The sequence below is a fragment of the Catellatospora tritici genome (genome assembly GCF_019083965.1).
GTDB classification, from domain to species: domain Bacteria; phylum Actinomycetota; class Actinomycetes; order Mycobacteriales; family Micromonosporaceae; genus Catellatospora; species Catellatospora tritici.
Window position 1 is genome coordinate 35,107 of the sequence record NZ_JAHRCY010000002.1, and the last position, 17,639, is coordinate 52,745.

A 17,639-nucleotide genomic window follows, 5' to 3' on the forward strand; every position below is an offset into this window, starting at 1 on the left:
CTGACGGTCAACGGAGTTGGCGGCCGAGCGCGACCGTCGACGGCCACCGTGCCGCTGGTTCGGTGCGGGAAGGCTGGTGGCGGGAACGGGGAAGACGGCGGCCCGACCGAGAGGTCGGGCCGCCGTCTTCTGGGACGGATCGTCGGAGCGGGTCGCGGATCAGGACACGGGGACGTGCGTGGCTTCGCGGGAGGCCACCAGCTTCAGTGCCGCCTTGCGTACGTCCAGCAGGGCGAGCAGCACCGGCGGGTCGAGGTCGGAGATCTCCTTGAGCTTGAGCTCGGCGTCGTCGATCACCATGCCACGCCGCATGGTGATCGGTCCCAGCGAACCGACCCCGAGTTCGTTGCCGCTGCCCGCCACCGCCTCGTCGGTGACCCGGGCCGGGTCGGCCGAGACGGAGTGGGCCAGCAGGAACCAGTCGCCCGGCGGCACCTTCTCCAGCGTGAACGGTCCGGGCTGGTCCAGGATCGTGCAGCTGACCGGTCGGCACTCCGGGATGCGGTCGCGGAACAGGCCGACGAAGGTCAGTTGCGGCTCGTCGGCCGGGTAGGGCCGGATGACACCCTTGACGGTGCCGAAGGCCCACTCGGGCCCGGTCACGGTGGTCTCGGCCTGCACCGCCGGGGCGTAGCCGCGCAGGCGGCGGTACGCGGTCGGGGACAGCCCGACGCTGCGGGTGAAGCGGGAGCTGAAGGTGCCGATGCTGGTGTAGCCAACCTGCAGGCTGATGTCGGCGACGTTGCTCTGCGTCGAGACCAGGAGCCGTTTGGCCTGCTGGAGCCGCAGTGCGGAGAGGAAGCGGCCGGGAGAGACACCGGTCACGCGTTGGAAGATGCGCGAGAAGTGGAACTTGCTGAACATCGCGACACGCGCCATGTCGTCGATGGTGAGCTGCTGACCGAGATTTTCGCGCATGGTGGCGATCACGCGTTCGACGGCCTTTGTCGTGGTCTTGTCCATAGCGTCTCCCGAAATCGACCTCAGTCTTGGCGAGGCGGCTGATCCGTCACTGCCACCGGCGCCACGGCACGTTTCCGTGAGCCATGAACATATCCGGACCGCTATGATCCGGATAGGTTTCGTTAACTCGTTAGAAACACCGTGTACATGGGTGCGGAGACCATTTCGTTCTCGGCCCCCTGCTCTCGGGTCGCGCACCCGAGTGCATTCGTTGAAGTCCCCACACTCATGAATACCAGTGACAGGGATCGATGTTAAGAGGTCCTAAAGGGATCGGCAATACCAACGGCCGAGGCACTTCAGCCGACCGGCCGGTCGGCGCTGCTCCAATAGTCGAGGATAGCGGCTCCCACCAGCGTGTATGGGGGTCGGGGGCAGGTCCGGACGAAAACTGAGCAATATTATGGAAAGGCGAAGTCGGCGAGTTCTGCTATCCATTTCGGCTACGCATCGTGACGATGGCCGACAAGCTGGATCCGATGTGGACGCACGATGCGTCGTTTTGGTTGCCTCTGGTGCGGCCGCTGTCGTAAACAGGTCAGACCCGTGGTGGGTCGGGGTGCGCGAGCAGTGGCTAGATCACCGGTGAACCGCTGTGGAACCGGCTCGAAACAGCTGCGCCGACCCGGCATATGCGACATCTCTGCGGTTGCGGCGAGTGATCGCTATGTGCCAACATGCAAGCATTCCCATCACAGACACCGATGGAGTTCGATGAAAATCTCGAATCTCAGCAGGCGAAGCGGTGTGTCGGTGGCGACGATCAAGTTTTATCTGCGTGAACACCTGTTGCCCCCCGGCGTACCGACTGCGAGGAACCAGGCGGAGTACGACGAGACTCACGTCGCCCGGCTGAGGCTGATCCGTGTGCTCACCGGGATGGGCATGATGAGCCTGGCCTCGGTGCGTGAGGTGCTGGCCGCCCTCGACGACAACTGCATGTCGCCGCACGGACTGGCCAAAGTGGTCAACAACGCGCTGTCGGCCGAGCATCCGGCCCGGTCCGACGTGCCCGCCGACACCTCCGCCAGCGCCCAGGTCGACCGGTTCCTGACCGACCTGGGCTGGCGCGTCGACCCGAACACCCCCGGCCGGGCGACCCTGGCGCAGGTGCTGGTCGCACTGCGCGACCTGGGCTGGGACTGTGAGGCCGACATCTTCGCCCCCTGTGCCGACGCGGCCGAACGCCTGGCCGTACGGGAGCTGGACTCCCTGCCCACCGACGGCGCGGCCACCGCGGTCGCCCGTACCGTCCTGCTCGAGGTCGCCTTCGCGGTGATGCGCCGGATGGCGTACGAGCACTACCTCGCGATCCGGGCGCACGGCTCCGCCGCACCCGAACGCTGAGCGGGCCCGGGGAGGTGCGCCCCGGCCCCGCCCGCCATCGCTGTTCTGTCCCCGCCTTTCGTCACTCGGTGTGACCATCTGGGTCTTCCAGATTGCGGGGGTCGGCGCTGAGCATTTATCGAGAAGACAGGACCTTCCGACGGCCGCGAGGATGGGCGACGTCGAGAAGGTGGTCAATACCTTCCTGGCACGAATAGGAAGGGGACCCGTCTTTAAGGCATCTCTCAAGGTGTCGCGATAGTGGTCGCGACAAACCTCCATTAACTCGTATGAGGTCTTTCCGGTCCGCGTTGGAACCAATGTCCATTCCGCATTCTGATTCAGATGTGTCAATCATTGCGGAAGTGTCGGGCGGGTTCTGAATCCTCGCGCAAGGCATGGCGCCGGTCGCCGAGCGTGAACGCCGGGGCGGAGACCGCAGAAAACCGTCTGACGCCTTCCGGCGGGCTTCGCCGGCGGTCGAGTCGTGCACCGTGACGTCTATCTTCGAGGGGAACCGATGCCAGCGAATGAGGTCGGCCTGCTGCGCCGACTGGCACCTGTCGTTTTCGTGCTCGTACTGCTGAGCACGCTGTTTGTGGTGAGCCAGCTGCCCGAGGCCTCCGCTGCCGAGAAGGCCTCCATGGCCTCGCGGTACCGCTTCACGGAGCTGCCCATCGCGCTGCCGCCGAACCTGCCGCTGCGTGACGTGCGCACGGTGAATCCGGAGTACGAGCACATCAAGTCCTGGGTCTCGTCGGTCGGTGCGGCCATCGCCGTCAACGACATCGACGGCGGCGGCAAGCCCGACGACCTGTGCCTGGTCGACACCCGCAGCGACGCGGCGATCGTCACCCCGGCACCGGGCACCGGCGGCGCCTACCAGCCGTTCGTGCTGGACGCCGCGCCGCTGCCCTACAGCAGCACCACGGCGCCGATGGGCTGCGCGCCCGGTGACTTCAATCTCGACGGCTGGACCGACCTGCTCGTCTACTACTGGGGCCGCACCCCGGTGCTGTTCCTGCACAAGCCCGCCGCGTCGGTGCTCAGTCGGGACACGTTCGTGGCCACCGAGCTGATCCCGGGTGGAACTTTCGCCGACAACGCCTACCACGGGCAGCTGTGGAACACCAACGCGGTGGCGGTCGCCGACTTCGACGGTGACGGCAAGCCCGACATCGGGGTCTTCAACTACTTCCCCGACTCCGGGGTGCTCGACCCGCAGGGCAACAAGAACGTGTCGATGAACCACTCGATGTCGCGGGCCCAGAACGCCGGCGGTGCGCACGTGCTGCGCTGGAAGGCCAAGACCGCGGGCAAGGCCGGGCAGCCGGCCACGGTCGAGTTCGAGGAGCAGCGCGGCGCCATCGACCCGAAGTGCGCCACCGGCTGGACCCTGGCGTCGGCCTCGGCCGACCTGGACGGCGACCTGCTGCCGGAGCTCTACCTGGCCAACGACTTCGGCAACGACCGCTTCTTCCACAACGTGTCCACCCCCGGCAGCATCAGGTTCGCGCTGGCCGAGGGCGAGCACGGCGCGTTCACGCCGAAGTCGCTGGTGATGGGGCACGACTCCTTCAAGGGCATGGGCATCGAGTTCGGTGACCTGCACGGCACCGGCCGCTTCGACGCCTTCGTCAGCAACATCACGCAGTCGTGGGGCATCGAGGAGAGCAACTTCGTCTGGCGCAACACCGCGGCCAACGTGGAGGAGGCCAAGAAAGAGCTCGGCAAGGGCATCGCCCCGTTCGACAACGAGGCCAGCGACACCAACATGGCCTGGGTCGGCTGGGGCTGGGACGCCAAGATGGCCGACTTCGACAACAGCGGCAACCAGGTCGTCGTACAGACCGCCGGCTTCGTCAAGGGCGAGATCAACCGGTGGAACTGGCTGCAGGAACTGGCCATGAGCAACGACCTGATGCTGCAGGAGCCGGCGATGTGGCCCCACGCCCGGCCCGGTGACGACATCGCCGGCAGCGCCCACATGGCCTTCTGGGCGCCCGAGGGCAACGGCCGCTACACCGACCTCAGCCCCCAGCTGGGCATGGACCAGCCGATCCCGAGCCGCGGGGTGGCCGTGGCCGACGTCAACGGGGACGGCAGCCAGGAATTCGCCATCGCCCGGCAGTGGGGCGCGCCCACGTACTACCGCAACGACCGCAAGGGCAACGGTGACTTCCTCGGCCTGCGCCTGTACCGCCCGGTCGACGGCACCGCCCAGGGCGGCGCGCTGCACACCCCGGCGTACGGCGCGCTGGTGAAGATCACCACCGCCGACGGCAAGACCCAGCTGGCGCAGCTCGACGGCGGCGGCGGCCACTCCGGCAAGCGCAGCTTCGACGTCTACTTCGGGCTGGGCACCCAGGGCGCCAAGCCGGTCTCGGCCGAGCTCTGCTGGCGCGACCTGACCGGCGCCATCCACATGCAGACGGTCGACCTGACCGCCGGCTGGCACGACTTCATGCTCACGACTCAGGCTCAGGAGGTGACGGCGAAATGACCCACGCAGAACGCGTCAGCACGACCGGCATCGGCATCAAACCGCCCGCGGCGCCCACCGTACGGGTGGAGCCGACCAGGGTGGTCGCGACCAACCGGATGGCCGCCCCGCCGCGGGTGGACAACGCCGACCCCCGCTACAAGGCGCTGCGCAACTTCGCCATCTCGATGAGCATCTTCAACATCCTCGGCTACTGGCTGTTCGGCTTCGAGCAGCCGTGGACCTGGCCGTTCATCGCGCTGGCGGTCGGCTACGGCACCGAGTTCGCCGCCGAGACCGTCAGGGCGTGGGCCTACAAACAGCGCCCGGAGTACTCCGGCAACGGCATGTGGGGCGTGTACACGTTCCTGCTGCCCACGCACATCACCGCGCTGGCGGCGAACATGCTGCTCTACGCCAACGACATCTTCTGGCCCATCGCGTTCGGCATCGTGGTCGCGGTCGGGCAGAAGTACGTGCTGCGGGCCCCGATCAAGGGCCGGATGCGCCACTTCATGAACCCGTCCAACCTCGGCATCACCGCCGTGCTGGTGACCTTCCCGTGGGTCAACATCGCGCCGCCGTACCACTTCACCGAGCACGTGCCGGACGCGATCCGGGTGGTCATCCCGTTCGTCATCCTCACCTCGGGCACCGTGCTCAACGCGCTGCTGACCAAGAAGGTCCCGCTGATCCTCGGCTGGGTGGGCGGCTTCGTCATCCAGGCCCTGATCCGCACCTGGATCTGGGACGTGGCGCTGTGGGCGGCGCTCATCCCGATGACCGGCGTGGCGTTCGTGCTGTTCACCAACTACATGATCACCGACCCGGGGACGACGCCGTCGAAGGGCTGGATGCAGTTCATGTTCGGCTCCAGCGTCGCCACCGTGTACGGCATCCTGATGATCTTCAACGTGGTCTACACCCTGTTCTTCGCGGTGACCATCGTCTGTGCCGTCCGGGGCGCCTTCTGGTGGTACAAGCACCTCAAGGAGAAGAAGCAGCAACAGGCTTACCCGCGTACGGTGCCCGTACCGGCGACGGCCTGACCGATCGGCCGCGGGTGGGACCGGCGGTGGCCAGGGCCGCCGCGGGTCCCACCCGCAACTGCGCAACTGACAAGATGCCCGGCCATGTCACCAGGTGGAAACCTCCGGCACAGGAACCTTTTCAGCCAGGGGGAACCAGCATGGTCGCCGACATCCGCACCGACAGCACGACCGCACCGGTTCCCAAGCTGCGCAGCGCAGCCGGGTTCGTCCTCTTCTTCCTGTACGGCACCCTGTTCGCGGCACTGGGCGCGCTGCTGCCCGCCCTGCGCGACGACTTCGGCCTCGGCCCCACCGCGGGTGGCGGCCTGGTCAGCGTCTTCCAGCTCGGTGCGCTGGCCGCGATGGTCTACTGCGGGGTGTTCGCCCGCCGGGTCGACGGCAGGGTGACCATGTCCATCCTGGTGCTGGTCGCCTCGGGGGCGGCGACCGCGCTGGCGCTGGCCCCGTCCTGGCCGGCCGCGCTCGCCGCGGCGGCGTTCGGTGGCCTCGGCTTCGGCGGTCTCATGCTGTATCTCAACACCGCTTTCGCGGCCGGGTTCGGCAGGCGCGGCGCACTGGTGCTGAACCTGTTCAACGCCACGTTCATGGTCGGCTCGATCGTCGGGCCGCTGGCGGTCGGGGCCACCGCCAGGCATGAGCGCCACGTCCTGCTCGCGGTCGCGGTGCTGGCGCTGCTGGGCTGGCCCGCCCGCAGGCTGGCCGGGCCGGCCGCGGTGTCCGCGCCGGGCGGGCGCGCCACGGCGTATGAACCCGCCCGGAGCTCCCTGCCCGTGCTCGCCGTGTTCATGGTGGCCGGACTGCTCTACGGCGCGGCCGAGATCGGTGTGGGCACCTGGGCGACCACCCACCTGGTCGCGGTCGGCTTCTCCGCACCGCTCGCGGCGTCGCTGACGGCCCTGTTCTGGGCCGGTCACGCCCTCGGCCGGGTGAGCCTGCCGAACCTGGCGCCCCGGCGCGCCCCGGCCAGGCTCGTCGTGACCTGCACCGTGCTGGCCGCGGGCGCGCTCGCGCTCGCGTCGGTGCCCGGCGTCGCCCCGTACGCGTACGCCGTCGCGGGGATTCTGCTGGGTCCGGTCTTCCCGACGCTGCTGGCCTGGCTGGCGACGGTGACCCCGGCGACGCAGTCGTCCCGGGCGATGATGCTGACGGCGCTGATGATCGGCGGTGCGGGCGCGCCCGTCCTGGTCGGTGCGGCCATCGGCGGCTCCTCGGCCGGGGCGGTCCCGCTCGCGCTGAGCCTGCTCACCGTGGCGGGTGCCGTCGCGGCGATCGTGGCCGCCCGGGTGGCCACCGTGCATGGCCGCCTCTCGGCGGCCCTGGCGGCCGATCCGTTGCTGGCCACCCGGACCACGGTATGAGGGGCCGCGGCGCGGCCCCTGCCTCAGCGGCCGTAGACGGACTCGACGCCGGTGGTGAAGTCGACGCCGTGGCGGGCGAACCAGGGCATCGGGTTCTGCGCCAGCCCGTTGACGTGGATCTCCAGGTGCAGGTGGGTGCCGAAGGACTGGCCGGTGTTGCCCAGCCGTCCGATGATGTCGCCCGCGTGGACCTGCTGGCCCTCCCGGACCAGGACCCGGCTGGAGTGGCCGTACAGCGTCTGCAGGCCGTCACCGTGATCGATGATGATCGAGTAGCCGTAGCCGCCGTTCCAGCCCGCCTGCACCACGATGCCGTCGTGCACGGCGGCGTACGGTGTGCCTTCCGGCAGTCCGGCCAGGTCGAGACCCTTGTGCCAGGCGCCCCAGCGCATGCCGAAGCCGGAGCTGAGCGTGTAGCCGTGCACGGGCAGCACCCAGGCGTCCGGGGCCTGGGAGATCGAGGTGCTGAGCGTGCGCTCCTCGCGGCTGGCCTGCCGCGCGGCCTCGGCTCGGGCCAGCGCGACCCGGCTGGTCACGCCGGCGTCTCCGGTCAGACCGCTGGGCTTGGCGTCGTCGATCGCGGCGCCCGCGGTGAGGGCGACCATGCCCGCACCGACGAGCGCGGTGGTCACGGCTGCGGCGTAGCGAAGGCGCGGGGGAGCGGACGCCCGGCGGCGGCCGCGGTAACCATCGCCTGTCGCCGCGGCCAGGGGCCGTTGCAGCACACATCCTCCGTCTCGCCGCCCGGCGGAGCAGGGATGCCGGGCATCTTGATGACCCGCGATCAGCCCCGCCCGTAGGGCGCCGCGGGTCGGCCCGCGGGTCACGGGCCGACAGCGACGCTAGACCGATGGCTCGCGGCACCGCGGGAGGCGCGCCGCAAAACCGACAAAAAACGCATGATGGTGTATCGCCTGAGCCTCCTCACGGGCAGGCGGCACCCGCGCAGCCCCGCCCGGCCGCCAGCGCGGCGGCGTCCGCCCGAGTGTCCGGGGTGCGGTCCCGCTCGCCGCGCAGCAGGTTGGTCAGCTGCCAGGGGTCGGCGCGCAGGTCGTAGTACTCGCGATCGGTGCGCCGGTCGCGCGCGTCGCGATACTCCGTGTACTGCGCTCGGCCGGGCAGGTAGCGGGAACTCCAGGTGGGAAACCCGCCGTTGTGCGAGTCGCGCCAGTACTCCAGCAGCAGCCAGCGGTGCCGATCCGCCCCGCGCAGGTTGAGCCCGTCCGGCCGGTAGCCGGGGGTGATCCCCAGCGCGGCGAGCACTGTCGGAGTCACGTCCACGGTGCTGGCCGGGCGGGGGTCGGTGCCCGGGGCCACGTGGCCGGGCCACCACAGCCGCAGCGGCACCCGGTACGACGGCCCGTACGGCATGAACTTCTCGCCCAGGCCGTGCTCGCCCCACTGCTTGCCGTTGTCGGAGACCAGCACGACCAGGGTGTCGCGCAGCTCGCCCGTGCGGGCCAGTCGCGCGCGGACGCCCTCGATTGCGTCGTCGACCGACAGCAGGGTGCGCAACTGTCCGGTGCGGACGGCCTCTCCCTCCGCGCGCGTGGTGTGGTGCTTGCGCACGTACGCCGGTTTGTCGGCGCGGTCGGCCTCGTCGGCGGACGGGTCGGCGCCGCCGGGGAAGGTCCGCCCGGCGTAGCGCGGCTGCGGCGTGTAGGGCGCGTGTGGCGCGGTGAAGCCGAGATAGAGCAGCCAGGGCTTGTCGTCGTCGCGCTCGAATTCGTCCAGGTACCGCCGCGCCTGCGCGCCGATGAACGAGGTCGAGTACCTGGCCCGGGTCCGTACACCGTCGACGACGAACTGCGCGCCGTCGTAGCCGCCGCCGGTCAGGGCGGATCGGTCGAACCCCGGCGGGGTGCGGTCCAGTGGCCAGTCGTTGTAGAGCTTGCCCACCGCCGCGGTGCGGTAGCCGCTGTCGTGCAGGGTCTGCTGCAGGGTGCGGGTGTGGTCGAAGCCGCCGATGTCGGCCTGGCGGCGCACGCCGTGGTTGTGGGCGTATCGCCCGCTGAGCAGCGTGGCGCGGCTCGGTCCGCAGCTCGGGGTGGCGGCGACGGTCTGCGGGTAGGAGGTTCCGTCGCGCAGCCACCGGGTGGTGGCGGGCAGCGCCGCCGCCGTCTCGGGCCGTGCGTCGTCGAGCACGATGAGCAGGACGTTGGGGCGTGCCGGGTGAGGCGCCCCGGTGGCGGGTACGGCGGCCCAGGCCAGTGTGATCGCGAGGAGCGCAGACACCCGTGGTAGCCGCGACATTACATATCGCATTAGGACAAGCTGCCAATGAAGTCGCGCCCGCGCCGGAAAAACGCCCATTCACAGAAGTGATCATTTTGTTAACGACGGGTGTAGCGCGAGGTCGGCGCGTCGACCGCGGCGTACCGGCGGGAACGGCGGCGCAGGCGGGTCGCCTGCGGGCGCCGCACCGTGGCATGGTTACGGTGCCACCCCGGAGCTGCCCCTTACCGTGCCTGGACCTGGACCAGTGATGACCGCACCCCCGCAGTACCGCGCCCCCCGCGCCGCCATCGACCCCGATCCGAGCAAATCCTGGCTGCGGCGCGCGCTGCCGGTGGTGCTGGCGCACCGCTGGCTGCTGCTCACCTCGCTGAGCCTGTCCCTGGTCGGCCTGATCGTGCAGGTGCAGATCCCCAACGTGGTGCGCCTGGGCATCGACCACGCCCTGGTCGCCCGCACCGCGAGCCTCGGCACCTACGTGTGGTGGTTGGTCGGGCTGGCCCTGGCCGCCGGGGGAGTCAACTACCTGGCCCGCCGCTACCTGCTGCGCACCGCGTACGAGATCGAGTACGACCTGCGCAACATCATCTACGCGCACCTGATCCGGATGCCGTTCGGCTTCTACGACCGGGTGCAGACCGGCGAGCTGATGTCACGGTCCAGTTCGGACATCCGCGCCGTGCAGATGTACCTGGCGTTCGGCCCGTCGATCCTGGTGCAGTGCCTGATCGCGGTGTTCGCGTTCGCGCTGATGGTGTCGATCGACGCGCCGCTGGCGGTGGTGGCCATGGCCACCATGCCGCTGATCGCGGTGCTGGGCGTGTGGATGCGCAAGGCGATCTTCCCGGTGTCGTGGCTGATCCAGGCGCGGCTGGCCAAGGTGGCGACGCTGGTGGACGAGAACGTCAGCGGGGTGCGCATCGTCAAGGCGTTCGCGGCCGAGCAGCGGCAGCTCACCACGCTGGCGAGCGCGGCCGACCGGGTGCGCTGGGCGTACCGGCGTGACGCGGAGATCCGCAGCCGCTGGGCGCCCACTCTGGAGAGCCTGCCCCGGCTGGGTCTGGCCCTGGTGCTGCTGTGCGGCGGTTGGATGGTCATCGAAGGGCAGGCCTCGGTCGGCACGATCGTCGCGTTCAACTCGTACGTGCTGATGCTGCAGCCGCCGTTCCGCATGCTGGGCATGATGATCATGTTGGGTCAGCGGGCCGCCGCCTCGGCGCAGCGCATCTACGAGGTGCTCGACACCCGTTCCGAGATCACCGAATGGCCCGACCCGGTCCGCGCCCGGGTGCGTGGCGACGTCGAGTTCGCGGCCGTCGAGTTCACCTACCCCAACGGCACCGTCGCGCTGCGCGGGCTGGACCTGCGCGTTGCGGCCGGGGCGACGGTGGCGGTCGTCGGCCGTACCGGCTCGGGCAAGTCGACGCTGGGCCGCCTGCTGGCCCGCTTCTACGACGCCGACGCCGGAGCCGTCCGGGTCGACGGCCGCGACGTGCGCGACTACGCGCTCGACACGCTGCGCGAACAGGTCGGCATCGTGCCCGACGAGCCGTTCCTGTTCTCCGTGTCCATCCGCGACAACATCGCCTACGGCCGCCCCGACGCCGACCTGGCCGACGTGGTCGCCGCCGCGACCGCCGCCGGGGCCGACGACTTCGTCCGCGAGCTGCCCGACGGGTACGACACCGTCGTGGGCGAGCGCGGCTACACCCTGTCCGGCGGGCAGCGCCAGCGGATCGCGATCGCCCGCGCGCTGCTGGTGAACCCGCCGGTGCTGGTGCTCGACGACGCCACCAGCGCCGTCGACGTCACCGTCGAGCAGCGCATCCACGCCGCGCTGCGCGATCTGCTGGCCGACCGGACCACCATCATCGTGGCGCACCGGCTGTCCACCATCGCCCTGGCCGACACCGTCGTGCTGGTCGAGGACGGCCGCGTCGTGGCCCAGGGCACCCACGCCGAGCTGCTGGCCACCGAACCCCGCTACACCGAGGTGCTGGCGAGCCTGCGCCCCGACGATCTGAACAGCGAGGTGGCGGCATGAGCGAGCGAATCATGTCACGGGGCATGTCAGTGCCTCATGCCGTCGGGCAGCGTTGCGAGGCGACGGCATGAGCGAGCGGAGCGAGCGAATCATGTCACGGGGCATGTCAGTGCCTCATGCCGTCGGGGAGCGAAGCGAGGCGACGGCATGAGCATGTTCGGCGGTGGGTTCGGCGGGCCGGGCGCGGGCGGCGGCGGGCCGATGGGCGGTCTCGGCGGCCTGGCCGGGGGCGGCAACAAGGGGGCGCAGGGCAACGGGCTGCCGTTCGGCGGCATCCCGTCGGAGCTGCTCACGGGCGTACGCCGACTGGAGGCGGCCGAGCCGCGGCACCCCGAGCCCACCGACCGGTTCGGCCACCGCGGCGGCGGCGCCCCGCTGACGATGCTGTCGCTGCTCACCCGGCGCCGCGGCCTGCTGGTGCTGGCCTGCCTGGCCGTACTGGCCGAGACGGTGCTGCTGCAGGCGGGCCCGCTGCTCGTGCAGGTCGGCATCGACCACGGCATCGGCGCCCGGAATCTGCCGGTGCTGCTGTGGGCCTCGGGCGCGTTCGTCGCGGCGGTCGTCGCCGGGTGGTGGGTGTCGGGCGCGCGCATGCGCCAGACCGGGCGACTGGCCGCCGAGGCGACCCGCGAGCTGCGGGTACGCGTCTTCGCGCACCTGCAGCGGCTGTCCATGGACTACTACACCGAGGAGAAGGGCGGGGTCATCCTGACCCGGATGACCTCCGACGTGGAGTCGCTGCAGCAGCTGTTCCAGGAGGGGCTGGCCCAGTTCGCGGTGCAGGGACTGACCATGATCGTGGTGACGGCGGTGCTGTTCGCCTACCACGTCGAACTGGCCGCGATCACGCTGCTGCTGGTGGTGCCCGCGTTGCTCGCGGCGTCGCTGTGGTTCCGGCGCGCCTCCGACGTCGGCTACGCGCGCCAGCGCGACACCATCGCGGCGATGTTCACCGACCTGGCCGAGAACCTGCACGGTGTACGGGTGGTGACCGCGCACAACCGGCAGGACCGCAACGTGCGCGCCCACCGGGTCGTGGTGGGCCGCTACCGCGACGCCAACGAATTCACCGGCCACATCAACGCGATCTACGGCCCCGGCACCTCCGTGATCGGCATGGTCGGCATGGCGCTGCTGCTGCTCATCGGTGGCCGGATGGTGCTGCGCGGCGAGCTGAGCATCGGCGAGCTGACCGCGTTCGTGCTCTACCTCAACGCGTTCTTCGCCCCGGTGCAGCAGTTGGTGCAGCTGTACACCAACTACCAGCAGGGCCGGGCCGCGGTGCTCAAGCTGCGCGCGCTGCTGGCGCAGGAGCCGTCGGTGCTGGAGCACCCGCGTCCGCGGACGCTGCCGCCCGCCTCCGGCGGCATCGTGTTCGACCGGGTCACCTTCGGCTACGACCCGGTCCGGCCGGTGCTGCGCGAGGTGAACCTGACCATCGCGCCCGGCGAGACCATCGCCTGCGTCGGACCCACCGGCGCGGGCAAGTCCACGCTGGCCAAACTGGTGACCCGGCTGCACGACCCGGACTCCGGGCGGGTCCTCATCGACGGCCACGACCTGCGCGAGGTCAGCCTCGCCTCGCTGCGCCGCCAGATCGGCGTGGTGCCGCAGGAGCCGTTCATGTTCGCCGGGTCGATCCGCGACAACGTGGCGTTCGCCCGGCCGGAGGCGACCGACGCGGAGATCTGGGCCGCCATCGACGCGGTCGGCCTGCGTGACCTGGTCGAGCGCACCCAGGCAGGGCTGGACGCACCGCTGCACGAGCGAGGGCAGTCGGTCTCGTCCGGGCAGCGGCAGCTGCTCGCGCTGGCACGGGCGTTCCTGGCCCACCCCCGGGTGGTGGTGCTGGACGAGGCGACGTCCAACCTGGACCTGCGGTCGGAACTGCGGGTCGAGCAGGCGCTGGACCGGCTGCTGGAGGGGCGTACCGCGCTGCTGATCGCGCACCGGCTGTCCACCGCGATGCGGGCCGACCGGATCGTGGTGCTGGACAGCAACGGCATCGTCGAGGTCGGTTCGCACACCGAGCTGCTGGCCGCCAAGGGCCGCTACGCCGACATGTTCGCGACCTGGTCGCGGCACCAGTGAACCGGAGGACCGCGTGACCACCTCGCCGTACGTCGAGATCGACGGGGACCCGGCCGCCGCCGCCGGGCTGCTGTTCCCGGCCCTGGTCAACTACGGCCACTACACCTCGATGCAGGTCCGTGCCGGTGCCGTACGCGGCCTGGACCTGCACCTGGACCGCCTCGACTCGGCCACCCGGGAGCTGTTCGGCGCCGGTCTGCCCGCTGAGCTGGTCCGGGAACGGATCCGCCACGCGCTGCGCGGCCGGGCGGACGCCTCGGTGCGCGTGGTCGTGTTCAGCCCGCAGCCCACCGGGGCGCCGGACCCGGTGTCGGTGATGGTCTCGGTGACCGAGCCGCACGTGTTCGACCCGCGCCCGAAGCGACTGCGCTCGGTGCCGTACCAGCGCCCGGCCGCCCACCTCAAGCACGTCGGCGGCTTCGGCCAGACCTACCACGGCATCCGGGTGCGCCGGGAGGGCTACGACGACGCCCTGCTCACCGGTCCCGGCGGGCTCATCAGCGAGACCGCGATCGCCAACATCGGCTTCCGCGACGGCGACGCGGTGCTGTGGCCGGACGCGCCCGCGCTGGCGGGCATCACCATGCAGCTGCTGGAGCGGGCGCTGGTCGATCGGGGCAGCGCGGTGCGGCGCCGGGCGCTGCACCTGTCCGAGGCGGTCACGCTGCCCGCCGCGTTCGTCACCAACTCGCTGGGCATCACCCCGGTCGAGCACATCGACGACCGCCGCATCCCGATCGACGAGCCGCTGATGGCGACCCTGACCGGCCTGTACGACGCGGTGCCGTGGGATCCGATCTGAACTACACGTGCTCGGGCGCGACCGTCGACACGTCGGCCGGGCCGATGGCCTGCCCCGCCTGCCGGGCCGTGACCAGCCCGCGCCGGTGCAGCCACCGCACGGTGTCGGCCAGCGTCTGCGTGAACGGGCGGGCAGCGATGCCCAGCGGCGGGCGCTCGTCGTCGGGACGGGCGTCGCAGGCGCAGACGTAGCAGGCGCCGTACTCGGCCGGGATGTGCCAGGGCCAGACCCGCTGCGCCAGCCCGGCCAGGTAGGCCAGCGGCATCATCGCGCGCGCGGGCAGGAACACCGTCGGCAGGCTGCGGCCGGTCACCAGGCGCGCCGACCGCACGAACACCCGGGTGCTGGCGTAGCGGCCCGGTCCGAAGTGGCGGTCCGGGCTGTCGGCCGGGGCGGTCAGCAGCGCGGCGTGCAGCGCGGCGGTGTCGCGTACGTCGCCGACGGGGAAGCCGCCCGAGGGCCACATCGGCATCAGCCCGCGCAGCATGTTGCGCAGCCGGGCGTTCTGGTCGCCGAGCTTCGGGTCGTCCGGGCCCAGCAGCGCCGGCGGATACGTGATCACCACCGGCGCGCCCTGGGCCTGGTGCTCGCGGGCGACCGCCTCGGCCGCCGCCTTGCTGGCCAGGTACGGCTCACGCGCCGCGCCGGGCGCGGTCCGGGTGCCGATCACGCCGCCCGAGGCGGGCAGCATGGCGCCGAACGTCGAGACGTACACGGTGCGGCCCACGTCGAACCGGCGGGCCGCCGACAGCACCAGTTCGGTCCCGGCGACGTTGGTGCGGCGCATGGCCGCGTTCTGTCGGGTGTCGAAGGAGAACACCGCGGCCGCGTGGACCACCGCGTCGACCCCGCGCACCGCCCGGTTCACCGCGGCCGGGTCGGTCACGTCGCCGAGCATCACCTCGACGCCGCTGGCGGACACACCAAGCGGGCCGAGCGCGCGCTCGACCCCGGCGTGCGCACGGGCGAGCATCCGCACCTGGTGGCCCTCGCGGGCCAGCGCGGCCACGGTGTGCGCGCCGAGGAACCCCGTACCACCCGTCACCAGCACCTGCATCGCGCGCTCCTCCCGGTCGCCGCCCTGCGGTCGATCCTGCCGTGCGCGGGCGCCGCGGCGCGCCTCTCAGCGTGCGCACCGTGCCACGGGACAGTGCCGGTCCGATGGACCCGGTAGATTGACCGACGTTCACGTCGAGGTCAGGGGGATCGGTGTCGCGGTTCACCCGGCGGTGGCCGGTCATCTTCCTGCTCGCCGCGGCGCTGCTGGCGGGCGGTGCCGCCGTGGTCTTGCGCTACACGGTGTGGAGCGATCCGACCGCGACCGCGGCCCGTCTCGACGCGCTGATGATCCGCATCCTCGGCTCGACCGAGGAACTCAAGGCGTCCGAGCTGCTCAGTTACCACCGGATCGAGGGCGGCACGGTGGCCTGTATGCGGGAGCACGGCATGCCCTACGAATCCGCCCCGTTCTTCAGCCGGTACGAGGGCTTCACCGACGCCGACCTCGGCTACGGCACCGGCCGCGCGGGCGTGCTGGACTCGGTGACCGAGCACGGGCGCCGATTCATCACCAACGTGCTCGGCCACGCGCACATGCCCGCCGGATACTACGAACGCGGCGCGCCACCGGGCGTCGACCCCGACGGGTGGGCCGCCGTCGTCAACGGCTGCCGAGCGCCGTACGAGTATCGCGACTACCACGACTTCCTGCCGCCGACCGGGGCTTACGAGCTGTCCGACCTGCCCGGCATCGGGTCGGACATCATCGGCGACTCGATGATCAAGCTCGGGATCATGCGGTATTCGCCGTGCATGGCCGAGCTGGGTTACCAGGTCGAGTGGCACGGCCGCGACGACTTCCTGTTCCACGACTGGGGGCTGCGGCTGGAGGACGCCCCGGTCAACGGGCGCCCGGCGACCCCCGCGTGGAACGACGCGGTGGCGGCGCTGACAGCGACCTTCACCGCCGACGCGACGTGCCGCGAGGCTTCGTACCGTCCGGCGATGCGACTGCTCGCCTCGCGCCTGGACCGGTGGGAGGCCGAGCACCGGGCCGAACTCGACGCGATCCGCGCCGAGTGGCGGTGCCGGGTCGCCGAGGCGGCCGGGCTGCCCACCACGCTGGCCTGAACGGCGTCCGGGTCGGGAGCCCGACACCGGCACCGGCCGTTCATGTCACCGCACGGACAGCGATCGAAGAGACTCCATCTTAGGCTTGATGGATTACACGACTCCAAACAGGAGGGTGATCCATGGGGGTAATGCGAAGGACCGTGGCGGGCGTGTGCCTGGCCGCGGCAGCGATTCTGGTTCCGGTCGCACCGGCGCAGGCAGTCAGCCCGGGAGTGCCGGGCAAGGTGGCGTTCATCCGGGGCGGCAATCTGTTCATCGCCGAGACGTCGGGCGCGGTCTGGCAGGCCACGACCGGCGGCGGGTACGAGCGGCCGCGCTGGCAGCCCGGTCCCGGTGACGGCCTGGTCGTCCTGAAGGGCGGCAACCTCTTCTACGGACACGTCGACTCGGTCGCGCACACGTTCACCGTCGGCAGCCAGATCACCACCAGCGGCTTCGTCGGCGCCGGAGCGTGGTCGCCGGACGGCACGAAGCTGGCATACGAATACAGCACCTGGGACAACTACGCGCCGACCATCTACATCGTGGACATCGGCTCGGGCGGCTCGGCGCCGGCCCGCGCTGCTTCGGGGCGCAAGCTGCAGACGCACCTGAGCGCGGCCGCGCAGCGGGTGTTCGACAGCATGCCGAAGAAGTCCGCCGTGGCGGCGGTCGTCCCGCCCGGCACCTGGAATCCGCTGCGCCACTCGCGCACGATCGCCTGGTCGCCCAACGGGCGCTGGATCGCCTTTCCCAACGGCGAGTGCTTCGCCATCGTCGACGACTGCCTGTCGGTCGTGGATGTGGTGACCGGCGAGGAGTGGTGGGTGGCCGCCTTCGGCGGCGGGGGCGCGACCCTGGACGGTTTCGCCACCGAGCCCGCCTTCACGGCCGACTCGTCCCGGCTGCTGTGGACGCAGCAGACCGCGCCGCGCTACGAGCCGAACCCCCAGATCGGACCGCTGCAGACGATCTCCGCCCCGCCGACGACGTTCACGCCGCAGACCCAGATCGGCGCCGACTGGGAGTACGCGGCGATCCCGTCGCCTGCCAACGACGGCAGTGTCCTGGTCACCGCCGGTCGTAGCGGCGTCGCCTGGGTGACGCTGCGCGACGGCTCCACCCGTCGCTACCTCTACCAGGGCTACCAGCACGACTGGCAGGCCCGCTGACC

The 17,639-nt window shown here is 70.8% G+C and carries 13 protein-coding genes; 9 read left to right on the forward strand and 4 right to left on the reverse strand.

The features are described 5' to 3' along the window. Positions 1–159 precede the first annotated feature (159 nt). Positions 160–963: a helix-turn-helix domain-containing protein gene (locus tag KUA19_RS04035; protein WP_217394748.1), complete on the reverse strand. Its 804-nt coding sequence runs from the start codon at positions 961–963 to the stop codon at positions 160–162. Between the two features lie 714 nt (positions 964–1,677). Between KUA19_RS04035 and KUA19_RS04040 the strand changes: the two genes are divergently transcribed. From KUA19_RS04040 to KUA19_RS04055, 4 genes are all read left to right on the forward strand, one after another. Further along, entirely contained in the window at positions 1,678–2,310 is a 633-nt protein-coding gene (locus KUA19_RS04040) for a MerR family transcriptional regulator (RefSeq protein ID WP_217394749.1), read from the forward strand. Between the two features lie 499 nt (positions 2,311–2,809). After that, positions 2,810–4,792 carry a CRTAC1 family protein gene (locus KUA19_RS04045; RefSeq protein ID WP_217394750.1) on the forward strand — a complete coding sequence of 661 codons (1,983 nt, stop codon included), beginning with the start codon at positions 2,810–2,812 and terminating at the stop codon, positions 4,790–4,792. Continuing rightward, positions 4,789–5,820 carry an enediyne biosynthesis protein gene (locus KUA19_RS04050; RefSeq protein WP_372451764.1) on the forward strand — a complete coding sequence of 344 codons (1,032 nt, stop codon included), beginning with the start codon at positions 4,789–4,791 and terminating at the stop codon, positions 5,818–5,820. Before KUA19_RS04045 ends, KUA19_RS04050 begins: the two co-directional genes overlap by 4 nt. A 140-nt stretch (positions 5,821–5,960) precedes the next feature. Then, the gene (locus KUA19_RS04055) at positions 5,961–7,181 is read left to right on the forward strand and encodes an MFS transporter (RefSeq protein WP_217394751.1); all 1,221 of its coding nucleotides are present in this window, start codon (positions 5,961–5,963) and stop codon (positions 7,179–7,181) included. Between the two features lie 23 nt (positions 7,182–7,204). Here KUA19_RS04055 and KUA19_RS04060 read toward each other — a convergent pair whose 3' ends face one another. Together KUA19_RS04060 and KUA19_RS04065 are read right to left on the reverse strand one after the other, a co-directional pair. Next, positions 7,205–7,813: a M23 family metallopeptidase gene (locus KUA19_RS04060; protein ID WP_308167319.1), complete on the reverse strand. Its 609-nt coding sequence runs from the start codon at positions 7,811–7,813 to the stop codon at positions 7,205–7,207. Between the two features lie 292 nt (positions 7,814–8,105). Beyond that, a complete protein-coding gene (locus tag KUA19_RS04065) occupies positions 8,106–9,416 on the reverse strand; it encodes a sulfatase-like hydrolase/transferase (RefSeq protein WP_217394752.1) in 1,311 nt (436 codons plus the stop codon). 250 nt (positions 9,417–9,666) lie between these two features. Between KUA19_RS04065 and KUA19_RS04070 the strand changes: the two genes are divergently transcribed. The 3 genes from KUA19_RS04070 to KUA19_RS04080 all read left to right on the forward strand — a co-directional run bounded on the left by KUA19_RS04070 (position 9,667) and on the right by KUA19_RS04080 (position 14,353). After that, positions 9,667–11,460 carry an ABC transporter ATP-binding protein gene (locus KUA19_RS04070; RefSeq protein WP_217394753.1) on the forward strand — a complete coding sequence of 598 codons (1,794 nt, stop codon included), beginning with the start codon at positions 9,667–9,669 and terminating at the stop codon, positions 11,458–11,460. Between the two features lie 147 nt (positions 11,461–11,607). Continuing rightward, positions 11,608–13,551 (forward strand): ABC transporter ATP-binding protein, encoded by a 1,944-nt coding sequence (locus KUA19_RS04075; protein WP_217394754.1) that lies wholly within the window; start codon positions 11,608–11,610, stop codon positions 13,549–13,551. A 13-nt stretch (positions 13,552–13,564) separates the two neighbouring features. Continuing rightward, positions 13,565–14,353, forward strand: coding sequence for an aminotransferase class IV (locus tag KUA19_RS04080; protein WP_217394755.1), 789 nt, complete (start codon positions 13,565–13,567; stop codon positions 14,351–14,353). Position 14,354: 1 nt separating this feature from the next. On the opposite strand, the gene KUA19_RS04085 is transcribed toward KUA19_RS04080, so the two are convergent. After that, positions 14,355–15,410, reverse strand: coding sequence for an SDR family NAD(P)-dependent oxidoreductase (locus tag KUA19_RS04085; RefSeq protein ID WP_217394756.1), 1,056 nt, complete (start codon positions 15,408–15,410; stop codon positions 14,355–14,357). Between the two features lie 152 nt (positions 15,411–15,562). Between KUA19_RS04085 and KUA19_RS04090 the strand changes: the two genes are divergently transcribed. Next, positions 15,563–16,483 carry a hypothetical protein gene (locus tag KUA19_RS04090; protein WP_217394757.1) on the forward strand — a complete coding sequence of 307 codons (921 nt, stop codon included), beginning with the start codon at positions 15,563–15,565 and terminating at the stop codon, positions 16,481–16,483. A 122-nt stretch (positions 16,484–16,605) separates the two neighbouring features. Continuing rightward, positions 16,606–17,637, forward strand: a complete 1,032-nt coding sequence (locus KUA19_RS04095) for a hypothetical protein (protein WP_217394758.1) — start codon at positions 16,606–16,608, stop codon at positions 17,635–17,637. The last annotated feature ends 2 nt before the right edge of the window (positions 17,638–17,639 follow it).

What these genes read in the sequence shown, in the direction of transcription:
- KUA19_RS04035 (WP_217394748.1), bottom strand. Translation starts at nt 963, where the DNA reads ATGGACAAGACCACGACAAAGGCCGTCGAACGCGTGATCGCCACCATG.
- KUA19_RS04040 (WP_217394749.1), top strand. Translation starts at nt 1,678, where the DNA reads ATGAAAATCTCGAATCTCAGCAGGCGAAGCGGTGTGTCGGTGGCGACG.
- KUA19_RS04045 (WP_217394750.1), top strand. Translation starts at nt 2,810, where the DNA reads ATGCCAGCGAATGAGGTCGGCCTGCTGCGCCGACTGGCACCTGTCGTT.
- KUA19_RS04050 (WP_372451764.1), top strand. Translation starts at nt 4,789, where the DNA reads ATGACCCACGCAGAACGCGTCAGCACGACCGGCATCGGCATCAAACCG.
- KUA19_RS04055 (WP_217394751.1), top strand. Translation starts at nt 5,961, where the DNA reads ATGGTCGCCGACATCCGCACCGACAGCACGACCGCACCGGTTCCCAAG.
- KUA19_RS04070 (WP_217394753.1), top strand. Translation starts at nt 9,667, where the DNA reads ATGACCGCACCCCCGCAGTACCGCGCCCCCCGCGCCGCCATCGACCCC.
- KUA19_RS04075 (WP_217394754.1), top strand. Translation starts at nt 11,608, where the DNA reads ATGAGCATGTTCGGCGGTGGGTTCGGCGGGCCGGGCGCGGGCGGCGGC.
- KUA19_RS04085 (WP_217394756.1), bottom strand. Translation starts at nt 15,410, where the DNA reads ATGCAGGTGCTGGTGACGGGTGGTACGGGGTTCCTCGGCGCGCACACC.
- KUA19_RS04095 (WP_217394758.1), top strand. Translation starts at nt 16,606, where the DNA reads ATGGGGGTAATGCGAAGGACCGTGGCGGGCGTGTGCCTGGCCGCGGCA.